Annotated in this window: 20 protein-coding genes; 10 read left to right on the top strand and 10 right to left on the bottom strand. The window is 68.1% G+C overall.

All coding sequences use genetic code 11. The annotated features are described in order from the left end of the window. The first annotated feature begins 2 nt into the window (after positions 1-2). Complete coding sequence (locus ON21_RS11160) at positions 3-554, top strand: dihydrofolate reductase family protein (RefSeq protein WP_039797715.1); 552 nt, start codon at positions 3-5, stop codon at positions 552-554. A 76-nt stretch (positions 555-630) separates the two neighbouring features. Here the strand turns inward: ON21_RS11160 and ON21_RS11165 are convergent, their stop codons facing one another. From ON21_RS11165 to ON21_RS39250, 5 genes are all read right to left on the bottom strand, one after another. Continuing rightward, the gene (locus ON21_RS11165; RefSeq protein WP_157170793.1) at positions 631-873 is read right to left on the bottom strand and encodes a hypothetical protein; all 243 of its coding nucleotides are present in this window, start codon (positions 871-873) and stop codon (positions 631-633) included. A gap of 307 nt (positions 874-1,180) precedes the next feature. Next, the gene (locus ON21_RS11170) at positions 1,181-2,206 is read right to left on the bottom strand and encodes a DUF5996 family protein (protein WP_373281126.1); all 1,026 of its coding nucleotides are present in this window, start codon (positions 2,204-2,206) and stop codon (positions 1,181-1,183) included. A gap of 171 nt (positions 2,207-2,377) precedes the next feature. Then, on the bottom strand, positions 2,378-2,554 hold the full coding sequence (locus tag ON21_RS38355) for a hypothetical protein (RefSeq protein ID WP_157170794.1): 177 nt from the start codon (positions 2,552-2,554) through the stop codon (positions 2,378-2,380). Positions 2,555-2,939: 385 nt separating this feature from the next. Continuing rightward, a complete protein-coding gene (gene lipB / locus ON21_RS11175) occupies positions 2,940-3,575 on the bottom strand; it encodes a lipoyl(octanoyl) transferase LipB (RefSeq protein WP_051020687.1) in 636 nt (211 codons plus the stop codon). Between the two features lie 47 nt (positions 3,576-3,622). Continuing rightward, entirely contained in the window at positions 3,623-4,069 is a 447-nt protein-coding gene (locus tag ON21_RS39250; protein WP_039797718.1) for a hypothetical protein, read from the bottom strand. 150 nt (positions 4,070-4,219) lie between these two features. Here ON21_RS39250 and ON21_RS11185 point away from each other — a divergent pair, with 150 nt between their 5' ends. After that, positions 4,220-4,738, top strand: a complete 519-nt coding sequence (locus ON21_RS11185) for a MarR family winged helix-turn-helix transcriptional regulator (protein WP_039797719.1) — start codon at positions 4,220-4,222, stop codon at positions 4,736-4,738. Between the two features lie 2 nt (positions 4,739-4,740). Beyond that, positions 4,741-5,592, top strand: a complete 852-nt coding sequence (locus ON21_RS11190) for an EamA family transporter (RefSeq protein ID WP_039797721.1) — start codon at positions 4,741-4,743, stop codon at positions 5,590-5,592. Between the two features lie 120 nt (positions 5,593-5,712). Here the strand turns inward: ON21_RS11190 and ON21_RS11195 are convergent, their stop codons facing one another. After that, the gene (locus tag ON21_RS11195) at positions 5,713-6,996 is read right to left on the bottom strand and encodes a PucR family transcriptional regulator (RefSeq protein ID WP_245562546.1); all 1,284 of its coding nucleotides are present in this window, start codon (positions 6,994-6,996) and stop codon (positions 5,713-5,715) included. 168 nt (positions 6,997-7,164) lie between these two features. On the opposite strand from ON21_RS11195, the gene ON21_RS11200 reads away from it, so the two are divergent. Then, positions 7,165-8,088 carry a class I adenylate-forming enzyme family protein gene (locus ON21_RS11200; RefSeq protein WP_051020688.1) on the top strand — a complete coding sequence of 308 codons (924 nt, stop codon included), beginning with the start codon at positions 7,165-7,167 and terminating at the stop codon, positions 8,086-8,088. A 130-nt stretch (positions 8,089-8,218) separates the two neighbouring features. On the opposite strand, the gene ON21_RS11205 is transcribed toward ON21_RS11200, so the two are convergent. After that, on the bottom strand, positions 8,219-8,929 hold the full coding sequence (locus ON21_RS11205) for an SDR family NAD(P)-dependent oxidoreductase (protein WP_039797725.1): 711 nt from the start codon (positions 8,927-8,929) through the stop codon (positions 8,219-8,221). A gap of 25 nt (positions 8,930-8,954) precedes the next feature. On the opposite strand from ON21_RS11205, the gene ON21_RS11210 reads away from it, so the two are divergent. After that, positions 8,955-9,410: a MerR family transcriptional regulator gene (locus ON21_RS11210; protein ID WP_039797727.1), complete on the top strand. Its 456-nt coding sequence runs from the start codon at positions 8,955-8,957 to the stop codon at positions 9,408-9,410. 440 nt (positions 9,411-9,850) lie between these two features. On the opposite strand, the gene ON21_RS11215 is transcribed toward ON21_RS11210, so the two are convergent. Continuing rightward, positions 9,851-10,666, bottom strand: a complete 816-nt coding sequence (locus ON21_RS11215) for a class I SAM-dependent methyltransferase (RefSeq protein WP_083880551.1) — start codon at positions 10,664-10,666, stop codon at positions 9,851-9,853. 73 nt (positions 10,667-10,739) lie between these two features. On the opposite strand from ON21_RS11215, the gene ON21_RS11220 reads away from it, so the two are divergent. Continuing rightward, positions 10,740-11,330: a TetR/AcrR family transcriptional regulator gene (locus tag ON21_RS11220; RefSeq protein ID WP_039797729.1), complete on the top strand. Its 591-nt coding sequence runs from the start codon at positions 10,740-10,742 to the stop codon at positions 11,328-11,330. A 55-nt stretch (positions 11,331-11,385) separates the two neighbouring features. Here the strand turns inward: ON21_RS11220 and ON21_RS11225 are convergent, their stop codons facing one another. Further along, on the bottom strand, positions 11,386-12,387 hold the full coding sequence (locus ON21_RS11225) for an alpha/beta hydrolase (RefSeq protein ID WP_083880552.1): 1,002 nt from the start codon (positions 12,385-12,387) through the stop codon (positions 11,386-11,388). A gap of 620 nt (positions 12,388-13,007) precedes the next feature. Between ON21_RS11225 and ON21_RS39535 the strand changes: the two genes are divergently transcribed. Further along, positions 13,008-15,896: a caspase family protein gene (locus ON21_RS39535; RefSeq protein ID WP_039797731.1), complete on the top strand. Its 2,889-nt coding sequence runs from the start codon at positions 13,008-13,010 to the stop codon at positions 15,894-15,896. A 102-nt stretch (positions 15,897-15,998) separates the two neighbouring features. Here ON21_RS39535 and ON21_RS11235 read toward each other — a convergent pair whose 3' ends face one another. Further along, positions 15,999-16,493, bottom strand: a complete 495-nt coding sequence (locus tag ON21_RS11235) for a phosphoribosyltransferase (RefSeq protein ID WP_039797733.1) — start codon at positions 16,491-16,493, stop codon at positions 15,999-16,001. 138 nt (positions 16,494-16,631) lie between these two features. Between ON21_RS11235 and ON21_RS11240 the strand changes: the two genes are divergently transcribed. The 3 genes from ON21_RS11240 (at position 16,632) to ON21_RS11250 (ending at position 19,524) form a co-directional block, all read left to right on the top strand. Then, complete coding sequence (locus ON21_RS11240; RefSeq protein ID WP_039797734.1) at positions 16,632-18,329, top strand: FAD-dependent oxidoreductase; 1,698 nt, start codon at positions 16,632-16,634, stop codon at positions 18,327-18,329. Positions 18,330-18,381: 52 nt separating this feature from the next. Next, a complete protein-coding gene (locus tag ON21_RS11245) occupies positions 18,382-18,870 on the top strand; it encodes a GNAT family N-acetyltransferase (RefSeq protein WP_051020694.1) in 489 nt (162 codons plus the stop codon). A 69-nt stretch (positions 18,871-18,939) separates the two neighbouring features. Next, positions 18,940-19,524, top strand: coding sequence for an NAD-dependent epimerase/dehydratase family protein (locus ON21_RS11250; RefSeq protein WP_039797735.1), 585 nt, complete (start codon positions 18,940-18,942; stop codon positions 19,522-19,524). Positions 19,525-19,527 lie beyond the last annotated feature (3 nt).

Here is a 19,527-nt window from a genome sequence, read left to right on the forward strand (position 1 = left end):
CCATGGGAACCATCGCAGTTCACGAGTTCATCGCCCTCGACGGCGTGTACGAGGATCCGTCCTGGACCTTCGAGTACGGATTCGACCCGAAGATGGGGGAGACCCTCGGGGCGATCACCTCGGCCTCGAAGGCGATCCTGCTGGGCCGCAACACTTTCGAGATGTTCGCACCGGCCTGGTCCACCCGCACCGTCGAGGACGACCCGGGCGCGCCGTTCTTCAACGACACGACCAAGTACGTCGTCGGTGCGAGCGAGCCGAAGGTGGACTGGGCCAACAGCACCCGTCTCGGCGCCTACGACCCGGACGTCATCCGCAAACTGAAGGACGAGGTCGACGGCGCCATCTACATCAGCGGCAGCGGCACACTGGTGCGGGCGCTGCTCGCGGACGGCTTGGTAGACGATCTGCACCTGTTCGTCTACCCGATCGCGCTCGGCAAGGGTAAGCGCCTGTGGAGCGACGGCGTCGACGCGACCAAGCTCGCGCTCAAAGAGCACGAGGTCTACGCCAATGGCGTCGTCCATCTCGCCTACGGCCCGGCCGAGGGCTGACGACAGCCGGAAGGGCGGCCCGTCCGGGCCGCCCAGGGTTCCGGTTCGCCGTCGGTACGGCGAGTGGAGCCGGTGGTCAACGACCTCCGGTGCAGTAACCCTCGGGGGTGTACTGGCACGGGCGTTCGTTGCGTCCGTTGTATCCACCGTGGTTGCTGCTCCTGGCCCGCTCGCCCACTCCGGAACCACGCTTGTCGGCGGGGTTGTGCGAGTACCGGTCCGCGGTCGTGGTCACCGTGGGTTCGGGTGCGGCGACTGCCGCCGCCATGGCGACCGCCCCTCCGATCAGCGCCGAGGCCACCACTCGACGCACTGTCACGCGCTTTCTCGTGTTGTGCATTTGTCTCATCCCGTCGATTAACGTGCCGTCATATAACGATACATTGATTAGTGACGCACTAGCTGGAGGGCTTCCCACTGTTGGCAAACATGCCCGCTGGAGGGCTGTCGGCCCGTTGTCCTGCATGTTCGCGCGGTTCTGGGCGATGACTAACCGCCCCTGTAACGTACCGTTAGTTATGTAACTCACTACTGGTTCGGTGGTGTCTTCGACGAACACCGGACCCGCGACGCCGGGCGCCATGTCCTCGCGCCGCTGGACGGCGGGCGGTCGCCACGCCGTGGGATCACTCGCCCGGCGGCCGTGGCCTGTCCGTCTCGCGCGCTCGGCGTTTGTGCTTCCAGCGGTCCGGGTCGGCCTCCAGGGCGGCGCGGTCCCAGCGGCCGAGATCGGCGGCGGCCTCGTAGGTGGTCTCGAGGAATTCGAGCAGCATGCGTTCCGGGGCCTGTGCGGTGCGAACGGCCTCGTACGGCAGGAGGAACTGGCCGTTCTCCCGGCTGTAGAAGGCTTCTCGCGGGCCGACGGGGTGGTCGGCGAATCCGGCGGGTTCCGGGTACGCATAGGCGTAGAAGGCGCCCTCCGACCCGCCGCCCGGCCAGAAGCCGGCACTGCTCAGTTCGTGCGAGTAGCCCTCGACCATGACCCAGTCGCCACAGTTGGGCGCGCCACCCGGGTGTTGTGGAGCCGCGCGGCCGGAGAACCGGGTGCATGCCAAGTCCATCGCGCCCCAGAAGAAGTGCACCGGGCTCACTTTCCCGATGAAGCGCGCGCGGAATTCGTGCATCACCCGGTCGGCGGCGAGTAGTTGCCGCCAGAACAAGGTCGCGGCCCCGGCGTCGTAGGAACGATGCTCGTAATCGTCGGCGAACGGGATGGCGGGCTCGACCTCGTTGGGCCTGGCCTGGATTCGCACCGGAATCCCGAGTTCATCGAAGGCGGCGAGGGTTTCGCCGTAGAAAGCCGCCACCGGCTTGGGTTCCAGCGCGACCTGCCGGGTCCGGCCGTCACTGGACCGGATGTGCAGGCGATGATCGAGGAAGTCGAATTCGACGTCGAAGGATCCCGCCGGGTGCGGGATGGCGGAGGTGGTCAGTCCCCTCGGGCTGACGTAGAAGGTGACCTGCCACCAGTGGTTGACCAGCGGAGCGTGCGAGAGCCTGATCTTGCCGACGATCTGCGTCCACATGTGCAGCGTCTCCCGCGTGGGGGTCCAGTCATCGACGCGCAATGCCGGCCACGGGCCGGAGGTGGCTTCTGTGCCTGTCACTGCCGCACCTCCGTCGTCTCGGGATTCTCGGTGCCAGTGCCGCATGCGGGCGCCTGCGATAGCTCGGTGCAGCGCTCTTCCTCCGCACCGTACCCGGCCAAAAGGCGTCGGGAGGCCAGAAATGTGTCACCATTGGCAACCGTTTGGCAACATTGCGGCTATGGCGTCCGATCGGCTCGATGGCCTAGACGAGACGGCTCGCGGCCGGACGCGGCGTCAAGATCGGCGGGGCCAACTGTCGTGCGGCGACGGCGTGCTCGCCAGCGGCAGCGCGGCGCCCGGCTCGGTCGCCCGCGCTTTCCGGCGGGGATTCGGATCCCACCCCATGGCCGCGGCCGCACCGCCGAGCAGAACCACGACGATGGCAACGATCACCACCCACAGCAGTACCACCGCTATTTTCTCCAGTCATCCCCGTCCGCTCCATAAGGCTCGTTATCCCTAGGCGGACAATTACTTTCGCGATCGTGAGCATTCTTCACACGCCGCGCGGGCGGCGCGAATCGACGCGCGGATTTCGTGGTGTGCCAGCACGGGCGCTCATCTAATTTGGGATACGTCCGGTAACGCATAATGGCGCGGCCCATGGTGAGTTCCCGTCCCACCGACCGAGCCGCGGCCGCCGCCTACGCCAATGCCGTGAAGACCGGCATGCGCACCTCGACACCGCGAGTCCGGCTGGCCCCCGCAGCCCGCGCCTGAGGCGTGCTCTCGCTGGGCGCGCACACCAGACGAGTTCGCGGTTGCCGCGAGCGGTGAAACGTTCGCGGGGCGGAGCTCAACTCGCTTCGAACGCGGTGGCGACGATCGAGCGCACGTGCTCCATGGTGGCCGCACCGGATTCCCTGGCCACGGAGGTCATGTCGACGTCGGGGAGCCCGCAGGCGACGGCCCAGCGCCAGGGCTCGAGGTCGCCGTTCACATTGAGAGCGAAGCCGTGGCTGGTGATCCCTCGGCTCTGGCGCATGCCGATGGAGACGATCTTGCGGCCGGTGCGGCGGGTCCACACTCCGGTGAGCAATTCGGAGCCGGGCGGGGTGTCGCGGCGTTCGGCGGGAACGCCCAACCGGCCGAGTGCCTCGATCAGGCGGAACTCGACCTCGCGGATGTAGTCCACCACCCCTTCGCCGGAATCGAGCCGGACGATGAGATAGCCGACCAGCTGGCCGGGCCCGTGATAGGTGAGCTGACCCCCTCGGGTCGTCTGCACGACCGGGATGTCGTGGGCCGGGTCCGGCAGGTGCTCCTGCGGCGTCTTCCGCCCGATGGTGTAGACCGGTGGATGGCTCAGCAGCCACAGCGTGTCCGGCCGCGCGCCGCTGTGGCGTTCTTCGACCAGCTGCCCCATGCGGTCCATGGCCTTGTCGTAGTCGACGAGGTCGTCCTGCATCAGGGTCAACTGCCGGGCACGCATACTCCGACGATATCGCTCGACGGCCCCCGCGCGACGCCGCAGGGCGACTAGGACGTGGCGAGCCGACGCCGGCGTTCGACGGCGAGCGGCAGCACCAGCATGTACAGGCCGGAGAACAGCAGCAGGGCGAGCGGCAGCAGCGGCAGGTAGGACACCCAGACGATCGGCTCCTGCTGTGCCAAGGCGACGAAAGTGGCCAGAACGGTGGCGACGAAACCGATGCCCGACCAGCGATGCAGTTGCCTGACCCGCGGTGCCGACGTGACCTGCCGCGGCGAGGTGGTCCCGGCCGCCCTGGCGCGCCGCCTGGCGGTCCAGGACGACCCGAACACGCCGAGACCGGAGAAGAGCAGCAAGGCGAGCGGGGGCAACGGCACATAGGAGACCCAGACGGGGCCCCCGAGCGCCAATGCGACGACCGTGACGACGATGGTCGCCGTGAAGATGACGGCCAGCCACCGGTGCGTCTGCCGAACCCTTCTGTCCCAGTCCATGAGTCCTCCTCTGTGTGTGAACGGCTCGCGGCCCAACGCTAACCGCGGCCCGCTGACCAGCGCTTCTCGATTCCTGATCGTTCCACTCCGCACCCGGTGCGTCCGGGTGAGAGGTTGACGGTCACCCGCGGGCGAGGTTATGCATGATGCATGCATGATATTCGGCTGGTGAACCTGCTCGGAGCGGCGGCGCTCGCGATCAGCGATGTGATGCTCGCCGGGGTGCACGCCGCCGGTGCGGTGAGCGGCAGTGGCGCGAGCGCGTTGGTGACGCTCGTGGAATCGCCGGGCATCAGCGTGACCGAACTGGGCAGACGTGTGGGGTTGAGTCAATCCGCGGCTGTTCGCATGGTCGACTCGCTCGAGGCCGCCGGACTGGTCCGCCGCTCTCCCGGCGCTGGACGGCAGGTGAGCGTGAGTTCGACGTCGTCCGGCCGGGAAACCGCGGACCGAATCCTCGCCGCTCGCGCGCGGCCGTTGGCCGCGCTGGTATCCGCACTCGACGAGGCGGAGCGCGAGACTTTGACGGGACTGTTGGAGAAGCTGCTGCCCCGGCTGTACGGCGAGATCGGCGATTCGAATGTGCTGTGCAGGCTGTGCGACCGTGTCGGCTGCACGCGATCCGCGCTGTGTCCGGTGGGGCAGGCCGAGCGAGACCGGCGGGCTTGATCATGGGAACGCTGCTGGCGCTGATGTCCGCGTTGAGCTACGGTCTGTCGGATTTCTGGGGTGGAATCGCCTCTCGGCGAGTCGGATTCGAGCGGGCCGCGCTGCTCGGCCAGTTGGGCGGGCTCGCCGTCACCGCTCTCGCCGGCCCCTTGGTCGCCCACACCGGGCCTCATCCCGCCGATCTCGGTTGGGGAGCGCTGTCCGGAGTGGGCACCGGTATCGCGATGACCTTCCTGTTTCGCGGAATCAGCCGCGGCGCGATGTCCGTGGTCGTGCCGATCAGCGCCGTGGGCGGTGCCGCGCTGCCGGTTCTGCTGGGCACCGCCGTGCTCGGTGAGCAGCCGACGGCATCGGCATGGGCCGGTATCGCGCTGGCTGTGCCCGCGCTCTGGCTGGTCGCGGGCGGTGCGACCGGCGCGGGCCCGAATACCCGGGCCGCCGTCGGCGACGGACTGATAGCCGGTGTCGGCATCGCCGTGCAGTACCTCGCGCTGGCTCGGGCCGCCCCGGCCTCCGGTATATGGCCGGTGGCGGCGGGCCGCGCGGCGGCCGTCGTACTCGTCGCCCTGGTCGCATGGACGCTGGCATCCGGATCGAGAGATGCCGCGCCGGACCGGAGACATCGGGCCGATCTCACGGCCGTGCTCTCCGGCGTCCTCGCCGCCGCCGCGCTCGTGTCCTATCTCCTCGCCACACGGACCGAGTCTCTGACAGTGGCAGTCGTGTTGTCCTCGCTCTACCCGATCGTCCCCGTGGTACTGGGCGTGACCGCGCTGCGGGAGCGTTTGCACAGCAGCCAGATCGTCGGCTTGGTCGCCGCCTTGGTCGGCAGCACTGTCATCGCCACATCGTGACGACGAAACCGCGACGGAGCGGATACCGTCCTGGATGTGTGCCATCGCGGAGTCTGCCCCAGGGCCATCCGGCGCTGCCGACGCGAGACCGCGTCGCGCCGCGGAGTTCCGGCGGCGGGGTCACGCCGGATCGGCCCGCAGTATCGCCGATCCGTACCAGTGGCAGATGAGCAGTGCGAGTTCGACGTCGAGTCGGTCTTCGGCGATGGGCCTGCCGCGTCGCGAAACCGCCCGGCCCACGCGGTATTTCACCGAGTTGGAGTGGAGGTCGAGTTCCGCGGAGGCTGCCTTGTAGCTCGATCCGGCGCGGAGGAAGACCTGGAGCGTGTCGCGCAGCCGTGCGTCGTTGTCGGTGTCGGAGGCCAGATCGCCGAGCACGTCGCCGACCCACTCCCGGACTTCCACGATGCTGTCACCGAGTAGAGCCGCCACCGATAAACCGGGGTCATCGGCCGCGACCACGCGGTGTTCGGTGTCCGTCCGCGCCAGCGCGACCGTACGCGCGTCCTGGGCCAGGCGGTGCGAGCGGCGGAACCCGGACAGTCCGGGGGCCATCGTGCCGATCGCCACGCTCGGGCCGTCGCGTTGCGCGTTCGCGAAACCGCGCACGTCGGCGACGGCATCGGGGCGCGCCGAACGGTAGGGCAGCCACGCCCAGGCGCTGAGTTGATCGTCGGCGACGAACAGCGGGGTCCCTGAGGTTTCCGCCGTCTCGGCTGATCCACGGACGAACCGTTGCAGCTCGCTCAGTTCGTCGCCGTGGCCGCCGGTATCGGGATACCAGACGATGAGCGCCAGATGATGCCAGCGCAGCGGATAACGGATCTGCTCGGTGGCGCTGTCGACGTCGACGAACGTCTTGCCCGTCAGCAGCTCGCGCACACAGAGCGCGCGCACGCTGTTGCGGGTGTCCAACCACTGCTCGCGCTCTCCCTCGTAGACCGCGACGACTTCCTGGATCACTTGGTCGAGGTAGCTGAACAGCCGGGTGGCGATGGCCCGGCCGACGACGAATCGGTCGACCGGCGCGACATCGGCGGCCTGCAGTTCGGCGAAGACCAGTTCGGTCGCCCGCCGTTGTCCGAGGTGGTAGGCGCGCACCAGGGCGTTGAGCGGGACGCCGCGCTGGGCCAGACGCCTGGTGTACTCGGTGGCCGCCGAAGGAAGGTGGGTGCGCGCGGCGGGGATGTCGTGGCGCAGCGCGTGCAGCATGGTGGCGACATTGCCCTGCACGCTGGCCCCGAGCAGTTCGACGGTGTGCACCTCCGCGCGCAGTTCGGGTATCTCTTCCTCGAGCGCGCTGCGGATGCTCGCGCTGATATCCGTCACCCGCTCGTTCATGCGGGCGGCGATCGTCGCGACACAGCGGTCGACCTCGGCTTCATTGCGACGAGAACTCGTCACCAACCGATCGTATTACCCCGCCGTGAGCGCGGCGATGGATCCCGCCGGTCGATATTGTCTTCCGGCGACAAGGCGGGCGACGAATTTGATCGTTGCACGACGGTGGCGGCCCGGGCTGTGCTCCCTACCGTTGTCATCGAACAACTACGCCGCTGCTGAGGACATCACATGACCCTTTCCACTCTTCCGGACCGCCGCGCGGTAGCCGCCCCGCGTCAACCGGCCCTTGCCGCCGACGGCGCCGAACTGGACAACAGCGAGTTCCTGTCTTCCGTCCAGCGTGCCGCGGCCTGCCTGCGCGCCGCTGGCGTCACGACCGGTGACGTCGTCGCGACCATGCTGCCCGGCGCCGTCGACCTGGTGGTCTCGCTGTTCGCGATCTGGCGCCTGGGCGCCACGGCCGCCGTGATCGACCCCACGGCCTCTGGTGAGGAGGCGAGTCGGCAGATATCCGACGCCGATCCCAAGGCGCTCATCGGCACCGAGCGCCCGGCCGCGATCTCCCCATCGGTCCGGGTGATCCCGCCCGCCGCGGCGCTGGACGCCTGGGAACGCGACCGCGCCCCCGCCGTGCGGCCCGGCGGGGAGACACTGGCGCTGATCAGCTACGGCGGCGGCAACCGGGCGTTGCTGGACCACCGGAACCTGGAGGCCATGTGCCGATTGGTGATCACGGTCTTCGCCCTCACCGATCGCGACCACGGCCTGTCGACGTTGCCGATGCGGCAGCTGTGCGGCATCCTGCTCGGCGCCCTGTCGCCGTTGGTGGCCGGAGGTCGCGTCACCATGGCGGGCCCGCTCGACCCGGAGTCGTTCCTGGAACGGATCGAGCGAATCCGGCCCACCTACGCGTCGGCGGTCCCGAGCCTGTACGCGGCGCTGTCGGATCTGCCGGGCCGGACGCGGCCGGACACCTCGTCGGTGCGGTTCGCCCTGTGCTGCTCGGCGCCGGCGGGAACCGAACTGCGCACCGAGTTCGAACACCGCTATGGGATACCCATCGTCAATGGATACGGGCTGCGAGAGGTGATCGCGCGAGCACACGCGGTCCGTTCACCGGCATCCGAACCGAGCACGTCCGTCGCGTCCTGACCGGACTGCGGGTGCGCAGTCGATCGCATCGCAGGGCCGATGGCGTTCTGCGGGACTCTTCTCTGGGCTGCCCGCTCGACGCGGTACATGCAGTCCGTGCCGGCCTCGCCCCCTGGGCGAATCCCAGCGCCTACCAGGGCAGGGGGCCGTCGGCGTCGAAGTACGCCCCGGTGGGGCCGTCCGGGCCGACCTGCGCCATCCGCACGATGATCTCCGCGCCTCGCTCCACGCTTTGCGAGCCGGTGTTGCCGTTCAGGTCGGTCTGGGTGAAGCCGGGTTCCACCGCGTTGATCCGTATGTTCGGGAACGCCTTCGCATACTGCACGGTGAGCACGTTGACCGCGGTTTTCGACGCCGGGTAGGCGACGCCAGGGTAGGCGTACGCCCGGCTGCCGGGATCGCTGACCCGGGCCAGCGAGGCCAGGCTGCTGCTGACGTTCACCACGACCGGTGCGGTGGAACGCTGCAGCAACGGCAGGAACCCGTGCAGGACGCGCACCGTCCCGAAGACGTTCGTCTCGAAGGTCCGGCGCATCAGGTCGGCGGTCACGTCGGCGGCGCCGATCACGGTGTTGGTGGCGGTCCACTCCGGTGCGATGCCGGCGTTGTTGACCAGCACGTCCAAGCCGCCGTCGGCCTCGATGGCCGCGACCGCGGACGCCACGGACGCGTCGTCGGTGACGTCGAGCCGGACCACCCGTGCCCCCAACCGCTCGGCGGCCCGGCGCCCGCGATCGGCGTCCCGGCTTCCGATGTAGACGGTGTGGCCCGCGGCGACGAGCCGGCGGGCGGTCTCGAAACCGAGACCTTTGTTCGCTCCGGTGATCAGTGTTGTCGTCATGCCTTCGGACGCTAGATTTTAGAGTGTGCTCGAAGTCAAGCCGCAGACGGAAACCCCTACGCCTCAGGAAGGTATGAGCATCGCCGAGGCCGCCCGGCGCACCGGGGTCAGTGTGCACACCTTGCGCTACTACGAACGCGCCGGTCTGGTCGTCACCCCCGTCGACCGCGCCGCGGGCGGCTGGCGGCGTTACCGGCAGCTGGACCTGGACTGGATCACCATCTGCACCAAATTGCGCGCCACCGGCATGCCCATCAAGACCATCCGCCGCTATGCCGAACTCGTCGCGGCGGGGCGCGGCAACGAACACGAACGGCTCGCCCTGATGGAGGCGCATCGCGCCGAGGTCGTCGCCAGGATCGCCGAGTTGCACGAGAACCTCGAACTCATCGACCACAAGATCGACGTCTACCGCGGCCGGATGGCCACGGGCGACGCCGACCGTCTGTGGGCGCCCGACCGCCGAGCCGACGCGCGCTGAGCGAGCGGCTGAAAGACTCTGTGCCACAGCGCTACTGGTCGAGCTGCGACAGGGCGAAGGCGGTGAGGAACCCGGCCACCGTGATCAACCCGACCCACAGGTGGGCGTTCTCGAAAGCCTCCGGGATCATCGTGTCGGTGATCATGGCCAGGATCGCGCCCGCGGCCAGGGCGGTGATCGCCCATCACGCCGGCCACGATCTTCGTCGGGATCCGCGCCAGGAACCCCACCAGAGCGCCTATCAGCAGAGCGGATCCGGCCAGTAGTCCCCATCCGCCCGCGGCCAACAACCCTGACACCCAACCGTCTCCTTCACTGCTCGGAACGCGGCGACCGCAACGGATCATCGCCGGACACCTGTCGGAGCTACCCCCGCTCGCCGAGACGGAAACGGAGCCGGGTTCGTGCTGCGCGAGACAAGCGCGGCGCCCCGGTACCGGTCAGGGCGTGCCGGTACGCGTCGCGGTGATCGCCACCGTCGTGTAGGGCAAGGTGAAACTGCCGCCCATGGCGTCGATCGCCGCGCCGACGCCGTCGAGCACTTGTGCCAGCTTGTCCTGCGGGAGACGGGTCATGGAGCCGTGCGTCGGAAGTTGATCGAGCCACTCGTCTCGGGTGTAGGTGCGCTCCCATCGGTAATTCGATTCCAGCGGGTCGCCGAATCGACCGGTCTCCCAAATGCCTTCGGCTGTCTTGTCCAGAATCGGCCTATACCCCTCCAAGGCTGCTCGTGTGCCCGGCTGGGGGGTGAACGGCGAGTCGGGCGCCACCCGCCGGTACACCGCGCCGTACGCTTCCGTCAGTTCGGCGGGCAGCTGGAACACATGCCAGAACGCGGACAGCAGGCCCCGGGGGCGCAGGACTCCCGCCGCCTTCGCCGCGCCCGCGACCGGATCGACCCAGTGCCAAGCCGTTCCCGCGATCACCGCGTCGAAGACCCGGCCTCCGCTGTCCCAGGCTTCGAAGGTCGCCACGTCGACCTCGAGTCCCTGCCGCCGCGCGAATTCCGCCATCCGCGGGTCCGGTTCGACGCCGAGCACCGTGCAACCGGCCGCCTGGAACTGCCGGGCTTCGACACCGGTACCGCAGCCGACGTCCAGGACCGTACGCCCGGGACTCGCGGAAACAATGTGTCGGACCAGGGTTTCGGGATAGCTGGGCCTGGTCCGGTCGTAGCGTTCGGCATACACGCCGAAGGACTCCGCGATCTGCCGGTGCCGGTGCGGCGTTTCTCCGGGCGAAGGTATAGTGGGCATGCGCCCACCTTAAATGGGCAAGCGCCCACTCGGCAACGGGGTGGGCTCGATCCGAACCGAAAGGGATGCCCGTATGCCCACCGGAGTGGCGCTGCGCGACGTGCGCGAGCAACTGTTCGCCGCCGCCGACCGGATCTTGCTCCGCGACGGGCCCGGCGCGTTGACCAGCCGGGCGGTCACCGCGGAGGCCGGCTGCGCCAAAGGCGTTCTGCACCGGCACTTCACCGACTTCGACGACTTCCTCGCCGAACTGGTGACCGCCCGCATCGCCGAGATCGAGCGCCGGGGCGCCGCTCTGCGGGAGTCCGCCGGGAGCGGTGGCGTGGTCGAGCACCTCACCGCCGCGCTGATGGACCTGTTCGGCCCGGTCACCACGTCCATCGTCAGCCTGATCACGTTCCGGGACGAATTGCGCGCACGTTTGCGCCGCGGCAGGCCGACCGGTGTCCCCGTTCTGGCGGAAGCGACCGCCATGATCGCCGGGTATCTCACCGCCGAACGCGATCTCGGCCGGATCGCGTCCACTGCCGACATCGACGCACTCGCCCCCATGCTGATCGGGACCGCGCACTTGCTGTGCGCCGACCGGGATGCCGGTGCGCCCTCGCGCGAGGCGGTCGGCGGCGCGGTGAGCGTGGTCGTTGCGGGGGTCCTGTCGGACTAGTCCGAGCACCGAGGGGGCGGGAGTCCGCGGCCGGTGCTCCGCTGCGGGACTCGGGTCAGTGCGCGCCGAGCGCGTCGAGGATCATCGGCCGCGCGGTCGCGAGCGCCTGCTGCCAGTAGGGCCAGGTGTGTGTTCCGTCGACGGTGTCGACGCGGGCGGTCATGCCGAGTTCCGCGAGGCGATCACGGAACATCTGGGCGGCGATCGTCGTCATCGACTCCAAGCCCATCGCGTTGACCGTGTTCCCGACGCCGAACGGCACGTCGAGCGGGCCGGGCAGGCCGTTGCCGGTCGAGACGTAGATCGGCAGTCCGCGCAGCAGTTCCGCCTGGACGGTGGCATCGTTGCGGCTCCAGGCCGGATCCCCGGCCGGCCCCCACATGTCGTCCACGTTGAAGTTGCCCTCGTCCCACATGGCCGCGCGCATCGCTTCGTTCCAGAGCGGGAACGTCGGGTGCAGGAATCCGGAGAACGATCCGGCGAACTTGAACTGGTTGCGGTGGTATCCGGCCAGGACCAGGGCGGCGTTGCCGCCCATGGAGGCTCCGACGATGGCGTTGTTGGTGCGCGATACGCCGTACCGCTGCAAGTAGGCGGGCAGCTCCTGGGTGAGGAAGGTCTCCCACTTGTACGTCGTCTCTTGACCGTTGGTGCTACTGGGCCGATACCAGTCGGTGTAGAAGCTGGAGTGTCCACCGACCGGCAGCACCAGGGTGACGTTGTCGTCCGCGAATTGGCTCAGGGCGTCGGTATCGGTCGTCCACTGACTGTGGTCGGCGGGCGCGCGCAGGCCGTCGAGCAGGTAGAGCGCCGCGCTCCCGCCGCGAGCGGCCCACTGGACCTGGACCCTGACCGGCCCCATGCTGGATGGCACGGAGAGTTCGCTGAAACCCCTCGCCGGTGCGCGCAATATCGGCGCGTGGATCGGCGCGGCTGCGGCCGCGGCCACGCCTGCGGAGGATATGAGCACAGCCGTTGCCACGACAGCGCCGGTCTTCCTCATCCGACCGCGAATACTCCGCTGCTTTCCAGATCGCGCTACCGCGCCCACCCGCATCCCTCCTAGCCGCTTCCTGCTCGGTGACAAGGATCCGGATTCCCTTGTCGATCAGCGCAAAACGTCATCTCGGCTCGCCGCCCGATGCCCACGATCGAGAATTCATCCTACGTTGCGCCGGGTTGGCTCTCGGGCTCCGCTCCGGTCACGCATGGGAAGTCCGGCCGTGGATCGGTGGGGGCACTCACCGACTCCGGTAGGCCGCTGGTGCCGCTCGGGTGATGCGGATCGCCGGTCGTGGGAGTGCTGGTTGGCACCGTGATCAGATGGTAGCTCAAAAGTTGCTACAAAGCGGACCGTCGACGTTCAAGAATGCGGCGTGTTGCGATCGGTCGTCCATTCGATCGCGGTTCGGCGGGGGCTCATGATGGCGGCCCCGCCTTCATCGCGTGCACAACTCCAGCGGCAACCGGTGGCCGATCCGCCGGGGCGGGGGTCGATGCCGGGCCTACTCGAACCGGTAACTTGATTTTCCCTGGAAATACCGACAAGTCGATATTCGAATCTTCAACCCACGCTGCGTGGGACCCGGTGTGTTTTACGCTCGAATACTGTTGTCACTCAGAGGAATATCTGCTTCACGCGAGGACGTGGACGCTGCGGGCCGATATCATCGCTCTGTGGGGAACCGGCTTGCGCTGATCATCGGATCGGAATGCGATGCGATGCCTCGCCTGGGATTCACCGGCGATCTGGCGCGCGAATTGTCCTCGGCACTCGTGACCTCCGGGGAGTGGCGCCCGTTCGACGGCAAGGTCATGTCGCTGATCGATCCGACGTTGCGGGATCTACAGTCGGCGCTGGTCACGGCGTTCGAAGAAGCGAACCGGCAACGGGCGATATTGCTCCTCGGTTTCATCGGACACGGAATCAGCATGACCGGTCCGCCTCGGTACTTTTTCCTCACGAAGGATTCGCCCTCGCCGATGGCCGGTGGCGACAGGCCGTTCGTTCCCTTCGGGGTGTTCAATCTGTCCGAGGCGATCGGCGGCCTTGCACAGCGGTATTCCGACATCGACGGCCTGATAGTGCTGGTCGACGCGTGTGAGGCAGGCGGCGCGACGCAGGCCGCGGCCCGGGACTGGTCGGACGCGGTGGCTCGATCCGCCGGCCGGTTGGAGCTTTTGGTCGCATCCGACGAGGGTCCGGCGTACAGGGGGTGTTTCACCCGCTCCATGCTCGATGTCTTCGGGGTGGGCCTGCCGCGCCGCGGCGAATATCTCTTGCCGGCGGATTTACGCGACCCGATCGCGAATTCCTGCACGCGACAACTGCCACAGGCTTTTTCGATGGCAATCGGTGAAGTCAAGGAACAGAGCGATCCCGGTTTGTGGTTGGTGCGCAACGTCGCTCGAACGAGAGATGTGGTCCATGGGCGAGCCGACGCCGCGACCGTGGACGAGTTGACGACGCGGCTACACGTCACCACGACGATGCGCAGGCAACTGAACGAGCTGTCGGATTATGGATTCGAGCGGCTGCGCGGTATCGTCGGCGTCAGTGGCTCCGGTAAATCGGTGCTGATGGGGGTGCTGGTGCGCCCGGGCCTGGCCGACACGTCGACCACTACCGCGACGGTCACCGCCGCCGCGAGCGTCGATGCGGCTGTGTTCCTCACCGGAACCAGTACCGCGACGAAGCTCGTGGACGAGCTTGTCGTCCAGTTGCGACGACAGCTGCCTGCGCCCGCCGCGCCCGAGGAGTCCGCGACCGAAGCGGATCGGGATCACCACGAGCGTGACGACGCGATCACGGCAGGACTCCACGGTGTACTGAGCCGTTTTCGCGACGACGAGCGCCGTGTCACCGTACTGATCGACGGTCTCGATTTGCCGAGCGAGCCCGGATGGCGTGCGGGCATCGCACGCACGATCGGCAGTCTCACCACCCGAGACGACTACGATCACCTGCGCCTGATCGTCAGTGCCGCGACGGATTCCGATGTCCTGGCAATGCCGGAATTCGCGCGTATGCGGTCGTTCACGTTGACCGGACCCTCCGCGTTCGACATCCGACTTTTCCTGCGGACGCATGTGCGCGACCAGCACGGCAATCCGTGGCCCCAGGAGAGGTTCATTGCACTGGCCCCGGCTTTGGGACTACCGGATGCCGCGTCCGGCACACGTGACCGGTCGGCTCCGCCGTGGTCGCCGACCAGTGGATGGCTCGTCCCACGGCTGGTCGTCGACATCGCCCCGCTACTCACCGACGACGATCTCAGCCGCGGTGTCGATGTCGGTGTGCTGGTGCGGCGGAGACTGGAGGCGGTGCGCGCGTCGCTCGCTCGGACGGGCAGCACCGGCGCGATCTATCGCCTCGGTCTCTTGGTCGCTGTGGTGCTGACCGGTAGCCCGGGGCCGGTGCTTCCGATCGAGGTGGTCTGCGAATCGATCAAGGACCTCGGACCGGCGGATATGCCCGAACCCGAGGTGCGCAACCTGACGGTGGCACTCGGCGCGTTGCTCACCCGCCGCCGCCCGAGCACTCCGGACGAGCACATCGGCGTCGCGCATGTCATCGTGCACGCGTCGCTGACTTCGGCCAACGCGTCGGCGGGAGTGTCCCCACGGCGGGCTCACCGAGCGGTGCTGAGCGCATTGGAGCGGTGCGGCTCGGCGCAAGCCGCCGCATACCGCGAAGTCGCCGCGGTCCGGCATTATCTGGCAGCGGGGGATCCCGACGGCGCGCTCGCCTTCCTCCAGGGGATTTCCACGGGCGCCGCGAACGAGCGGATCGCGCTCTGGGAATCCTGGCTGCCGAGCTTCACCAGTGGACTCGGCCCGTATCATCCGATCACCCGCGAAGTCGCCGAGACCATCGACAAGTGGGCCGCGCAGCGCAGACGCGCAGAAATAGCCGAGCGGACAACTCGTCTGGCGTTGCTAGCCGCCGCCGTTGTCGCGGTCGTCGCCGGGGTATGGATCGCTCTCGCGGCGCCGACCGGTGATGTCGCGCTCGGTCTGTTCGAAGCGACGACCACCGACCGAGCGCCGGAAGCGGAGCCGGCCGTCACGCCGACCACCGAGCAGGTGATCGGCGCGACGTCGGACCAGGAGACGACTCCACCGACCGTGACCACGACCTCCCGGCGGATCGTGCGCTCGGCAGACCAGCAGGCCTCGACGACCACGACCACGACGAAAACCCCGACCACGATGAAAACCACGACCGCGACGAAAACCACGACCACGACCACCACCGCCGACCCGCCGGAGTGTCCCGACGTCGTGGAAACCCTTCAATTCGGAGCGGTCCCCGTCGGCGGCACGGCGAAGCAAGACGTCTCCTTCGTCTGGCGGGCTTGTTACGACGCTTCGAAATCGTACTTTTCGGGAACCGGCTACAGTATCGACGAATCCAATTGTCCCCTCGCGCAACCCGACACGTCCTGCATGATTCGCTTCGCCTTCACCCCCGCAGCGAAAGAAAAGTACGACTACAAGTTCGCCATACTGGACAAGAAGGGCAACATTGCCGTCCGAATCTTGCTGCGCGGCACCGGTAAATAGGCTTTTGTGGTCTCATAGCCGAATCCGGCTTCGTGCAATCCGGCTACGGAGTCGGGTCGGTGAGCTGCCGTCCCGATCGATCGCCCGCAACGCCGAGCCGAGTCACGCGTCGAGCACGCGCGGTTGTCGTCGCGCCACCGGTGGCTCGGTGGACCACGGGAAATTGATCCACCGGTCGGTGCGCCGCCACACGTATTCGCTGTCGACCTCCGACCACGGCTTCTGATAGATCACCGCGCAGCGCACCTCGGCGACCTTGCCGGAGCAGAAGTCGCGCACCAACTTCAGGGTGGCGCCGGTGTCGGCGACATCATCGGCGACCAGCACGGTGGCGCCGGCCAGATCCACCGCCTGCGGCACCGGCGGCAGCATCACCGGCAACTCCAGGCGCTGATCGACGCCTGTGTAGAACTCCACGTTCATCACGTGCAGGTTCTTCACGTCCAAGGCGTAGCCGAGCGCGCCCGCCACGAACAGCCCGCCGCGCGCGATCGACAGGATCAGATCGGGCTCGAAGCCGTCCGCGGCGATGGTCGCGGCGAGTTCCCGGCTCGCGGAGCCGAACACTTCCCAGGTCAACACTTCGCGATCCGTCACAGGCTCTCCCTCTCGCTGGGGCGCGACGCAGTGAGCATACGAGTGGCCGCGCGGGTTGTGGCGAGATGGCCGGAAATCTCGATATGACGTCCGTATCTCTCGTCCGTCCTGCGTGTTCGCCGCCATACGCTCGAGCGCATGGACAGCCACTATGACGTGCTCGTCATCGGTTCCGGATTCGGCGGCAGCGTCGCCGCACTCCGGGCGACCGAGAAGGGATACCGGGTCGGCGTGCTCGAGGCGGGTAGGCGGTTCGCCGACGAGGAATACGCGAAGAACTCCTGGCATCTGCGCGAGTACCTGTGGGCGCCGAAATTCGGCTGCTACGGCATCCAGCGGATGACCCTGCTCAACGACACCTTCATCATGAGCGGGACGGGAGTCGGCGGCGGGTCGCTGGTCTACGCCAACACGCTGTACGAGCCGCCGGAGAAGTTCTATCGGGACAAGCAGTGGGCGCACATCACCGATTGGCGTTCCGAGCTGGCGCCGTACTACGACCAGGCGAAACGAATGCTCGGTGTGACCGAGAATCCGGCGACCACTCCCGCCGACCGGATCCTGCGCGAAGTCGCGCAGGACATGGGCATCGGCGACACCTATCGTCGCACGCCGGTGGGAGTTCTGTTCGCGGACGACGCGTCCCGGCCGGGTCAGCAGGTCGCCGACCCGTTCTTCGGCGGCGCGGGACCGGCGCGCTCCACCTGCACGCACTGCGGCGAGTGCATGACCGGCTGTCGGCACGGCGCGAAGAACACACTGGTGAAGAACTACCTCTATCTCGCCGAAAAGGCCGGGGCCACCGTGCATCCGCTGACGACGGTGACGGACGTGCGACCGCGGCCGGAAGGCGGCTACGAAGTGCGGACCGAACGCACCGGGCGCTGGGTGCGCAAAGGCGGGCAGACGTTCACCGCGGACCAGGTGATTTTCGCGGCCGCCGCGCTCGGCACCCAGAAACTGCTGCACCGCTTGCGCGACAACGGCAGTCTGCCGCGGGTCTCGCCGCGGTTGGGCCATCTGGCCCGCACCAACTCCGAAGCCGTGCTCGCCGCGCGCTCGCTGCGCAAGGACACCGACTTCACCAAGGGCGTCGCGATCACCTCGTCCATCCACCCCGACGAATACACCCACATCGAGCCGGTCCGCTACGGCAAAGGCAGCAATGCGATGAGTTTGCTGGCCACCGTTCTCGTGGACGGACAGGAAGGCAGGGCCCGCTGGTGGCTGGGCGTGCGGGAGCTCGTGGCGCAGCGCCGCCATCTGCTTCGGTTGCACAACCCGCGGCGGTGGTCCGAGCGCATCATCGGCGTGCTCGTCATGCAGAACGTCGACAACTCGATCGTCACCTACACCAAGCGCGGCTTGTTCGGCAGGCGGATGACCACCAAGCCCGGCGACGGCGCCGCGCCGCCGACGTGGATTCCGGAGGGTCACGAGGTGACCAGGCGGATCGCCGCGAAGATCGACGGCCTGCCGCAGGGTGGCTGGACCGAACTGGCGAACATTCCGATCACCGGCCATTTCATCGGCGGCTGCGCCATCGGCGACTCGGCCGGGACCGGCGTCGTCGACGCGTACCACCGGGTGTTCGGATACCCCGGCCTGCACATCACCGACGGCTCGACCATTTCGGCCAACCTGGGCGTGAATCCATCCCTGACCATCACCGCTCAAGCCGAACGCGCCATGGCGTTGTGGCCGAACAAAGGCGAGGACGACCCGCGCCCTCCGCTCGGCACGGCCTACCGCAGGCTCGCGCCGATCGAACCGAAGAACCCGGTGGTGCCGGTCGCCGCGCCGGGTGCGCTGCGACTGCCGATCACGCCGGTCTGAGCGGGCGGAAAATCGGTCGCGCGCGGCAGTGCCCGGTGCGAGGATCGGCGCTGTGCCCGGCCATGTCGTCCTCGAATCGCTCGACGAAGCGTTGCTCACCGATCTGCTGCGCACCGCGGTGGCCGACGCGGATCCCGGCGAGGTGATGCCGGTCGACGATCCGGGCACGAGCTGGAATGCCGACCGCGAAGCGGAGTTCCGAGCGTTCCATCGAGGCCGGGCGCTGGCGAGCCCGCCGGTCGAGGCGACCTACGGCATACGGGTGGACGGCGAGGTGGTCGGAGCCGCACGGCTGTGCCCGCTGCCCGACTCGGACAGCGCCGTCGAGGCGGGAGTGTGGATCGGCCGCTCCCGGCGCGGGACGCATATCGGCACTGCCGTGTTCGCCGCTTTGCTCGAGCGGGCGACCGCCGAGGGTTACACGAAGCTGTTCGTGAGCACGACGCCGGACAACACGCCCGTACTCCGCCTATTGTCCGCCCGCGGAATCGAATACGTGCTGGACGGCGACCAGGCCACCGCTTGGGTGAGCTGCGACTGAATCGTCTGGGCTCCCTCTCCGCAAGGGGCCGCGAACACGCCCTGATGGACGCACGGCAAAATCGACACCGTGCGCATCTTCCTGGCCGGTGCGACCGGCGTGATCGGAGTCCGCTTGCTTCCGCTCTTGATCGAGGCGGGGCACGAGGTCGCGGGGATGACCCGGTCGGCGGGGAAGGCCGATCCGCTGCGGGCGCTGGGGGCAGAGCCTGTGGTGTGCGATGTGTACGACGCCGACGCGCTGACCGCCGCCGTGGTCGGGTTCGGGCCCGACCTGGTGATGCACCAGCTCACCGACCTGCCGGACGATGCGGCGTTGCTGCCGGAGCGGGCCGAGGCGAACGCACGCATCCGGACCGAGGGCACCCGTAACTTGATCGCCGCCGCGCGGGCGGCCGGTGCGAAACGCTTCCTCGCCCAGAGCATCGCGTGGGAACCGCCCGCGGGCCGGGGTGCGGTGATCCAGCAGCACGAAGCGGCCGTGCTGGACTTCGACGGCGTGGTGGTGAAGTACGGCCAGTTCTACGGTCCGGGCACCTACTACGAGGCCGAGCTGCCCGCGCACCCGCGCGTGCACGTCGACGACGCCGCGGAGCGGACCATTCCGCTGCTGGACGCCTCGAGCGGGGTGGTGATCGTCGCCGACGCGTCCTGACGC

This window comes from Nocardia araoensis NBRC 100135 (assembly GCF_000308435.1).
In the GTDB taxonomy this organism is placed as follows: Bacteria; Actinomycetota; Actinomycetes; order Mycobacteriales; family Mycobacteriaceae; genus Nocardia; species Nocardia araoensis.

Bases quoted from the DNA above. Each gene is read 5' to 3' on its own strand.
- ON21_RS11160 (WP_039797715.1), top strand. From the start codon at position 3: ATGGGAACCATCGCAGTTCACGAGTTCATCGCCCTCGACGGCGTGTAC.
- ON21_RS11215 (WP_083880551.1), bottom strand. From the start codon at position 10,666: ATGCCCACTATACCTTCGCCCGGAGAAACGCCGCACCGGCACCGGCAG.
- ON21_RS39250 (WP_039797718.1), bottom strand. From the start codon at position 4,069: ATGGACTGGGACAGAAGGGTTCGGCAGACGCACCGGTGGCTGGCCGTC.
- ON21_RS11170 (WP_373281126.1), bottom strand. From the start codon at position 2,206: ATGCGGCACTGGCACCGAGAATCCCGAGACGACGGAGGTGCGGCAGTG.
- ON21_RS11200 (WP_051020688.1), top strand. From the start codon at position 7,165: ATGACCCTTTCCACTCTTCCGGACCGCCGCGCGGTAGCCGCCCCGCGT.
- ON21_RS11225 (WP_083880552.1), bottom strand. From the start codon at position 12,387: ATGCGGGTGGGCGCGGTAGCGCGATCTGGAAAGCAGCGGAGTATTCGC.
- ON21_RS11190 (WP_039797721.1), top strand. From the start codon at position 4,741: ATGGGAACGCTGCTGGCGCTGATGTCCGCGTTGAGCTACGGTCTGTCG.
- lipB (WP_051020687.1), bottom strand. From the start codon at position 3,575: ATGCGTGCCCGGCAGTTGACCCTGATGCAGGACGACCTCGTCGACTAC.
- ON21_RS11185 (WP_039797719.1), top strand. From the start codon at position 4,220: ATGCATGATATTCGGCTGGTGAACCTGCTCGGAGCGGCGGCGCTCGCG.
- ON21_RS11220 (WP_039797729.1), top strand. From the start codon at position 10,740: ATGCCCACCGGAGTGGCGCTGCGCGACGTGCGCGAGCAACTGTTCGCC.
- ON21_RS11205 (WP_039797725.1), bottom strand. From the start codon at position 8,929: ATGACGACAACACTGATCACCGGAGCGAACAAAGGTCTCGGTTTCGAG.
- ON21_RS11240 (WP_039797734.1), top strand. From the start codon at position 16,632: ATGGACAGCCACTATGACGTGCTCGTCATCGGTTCCGGATTCGGCGGC.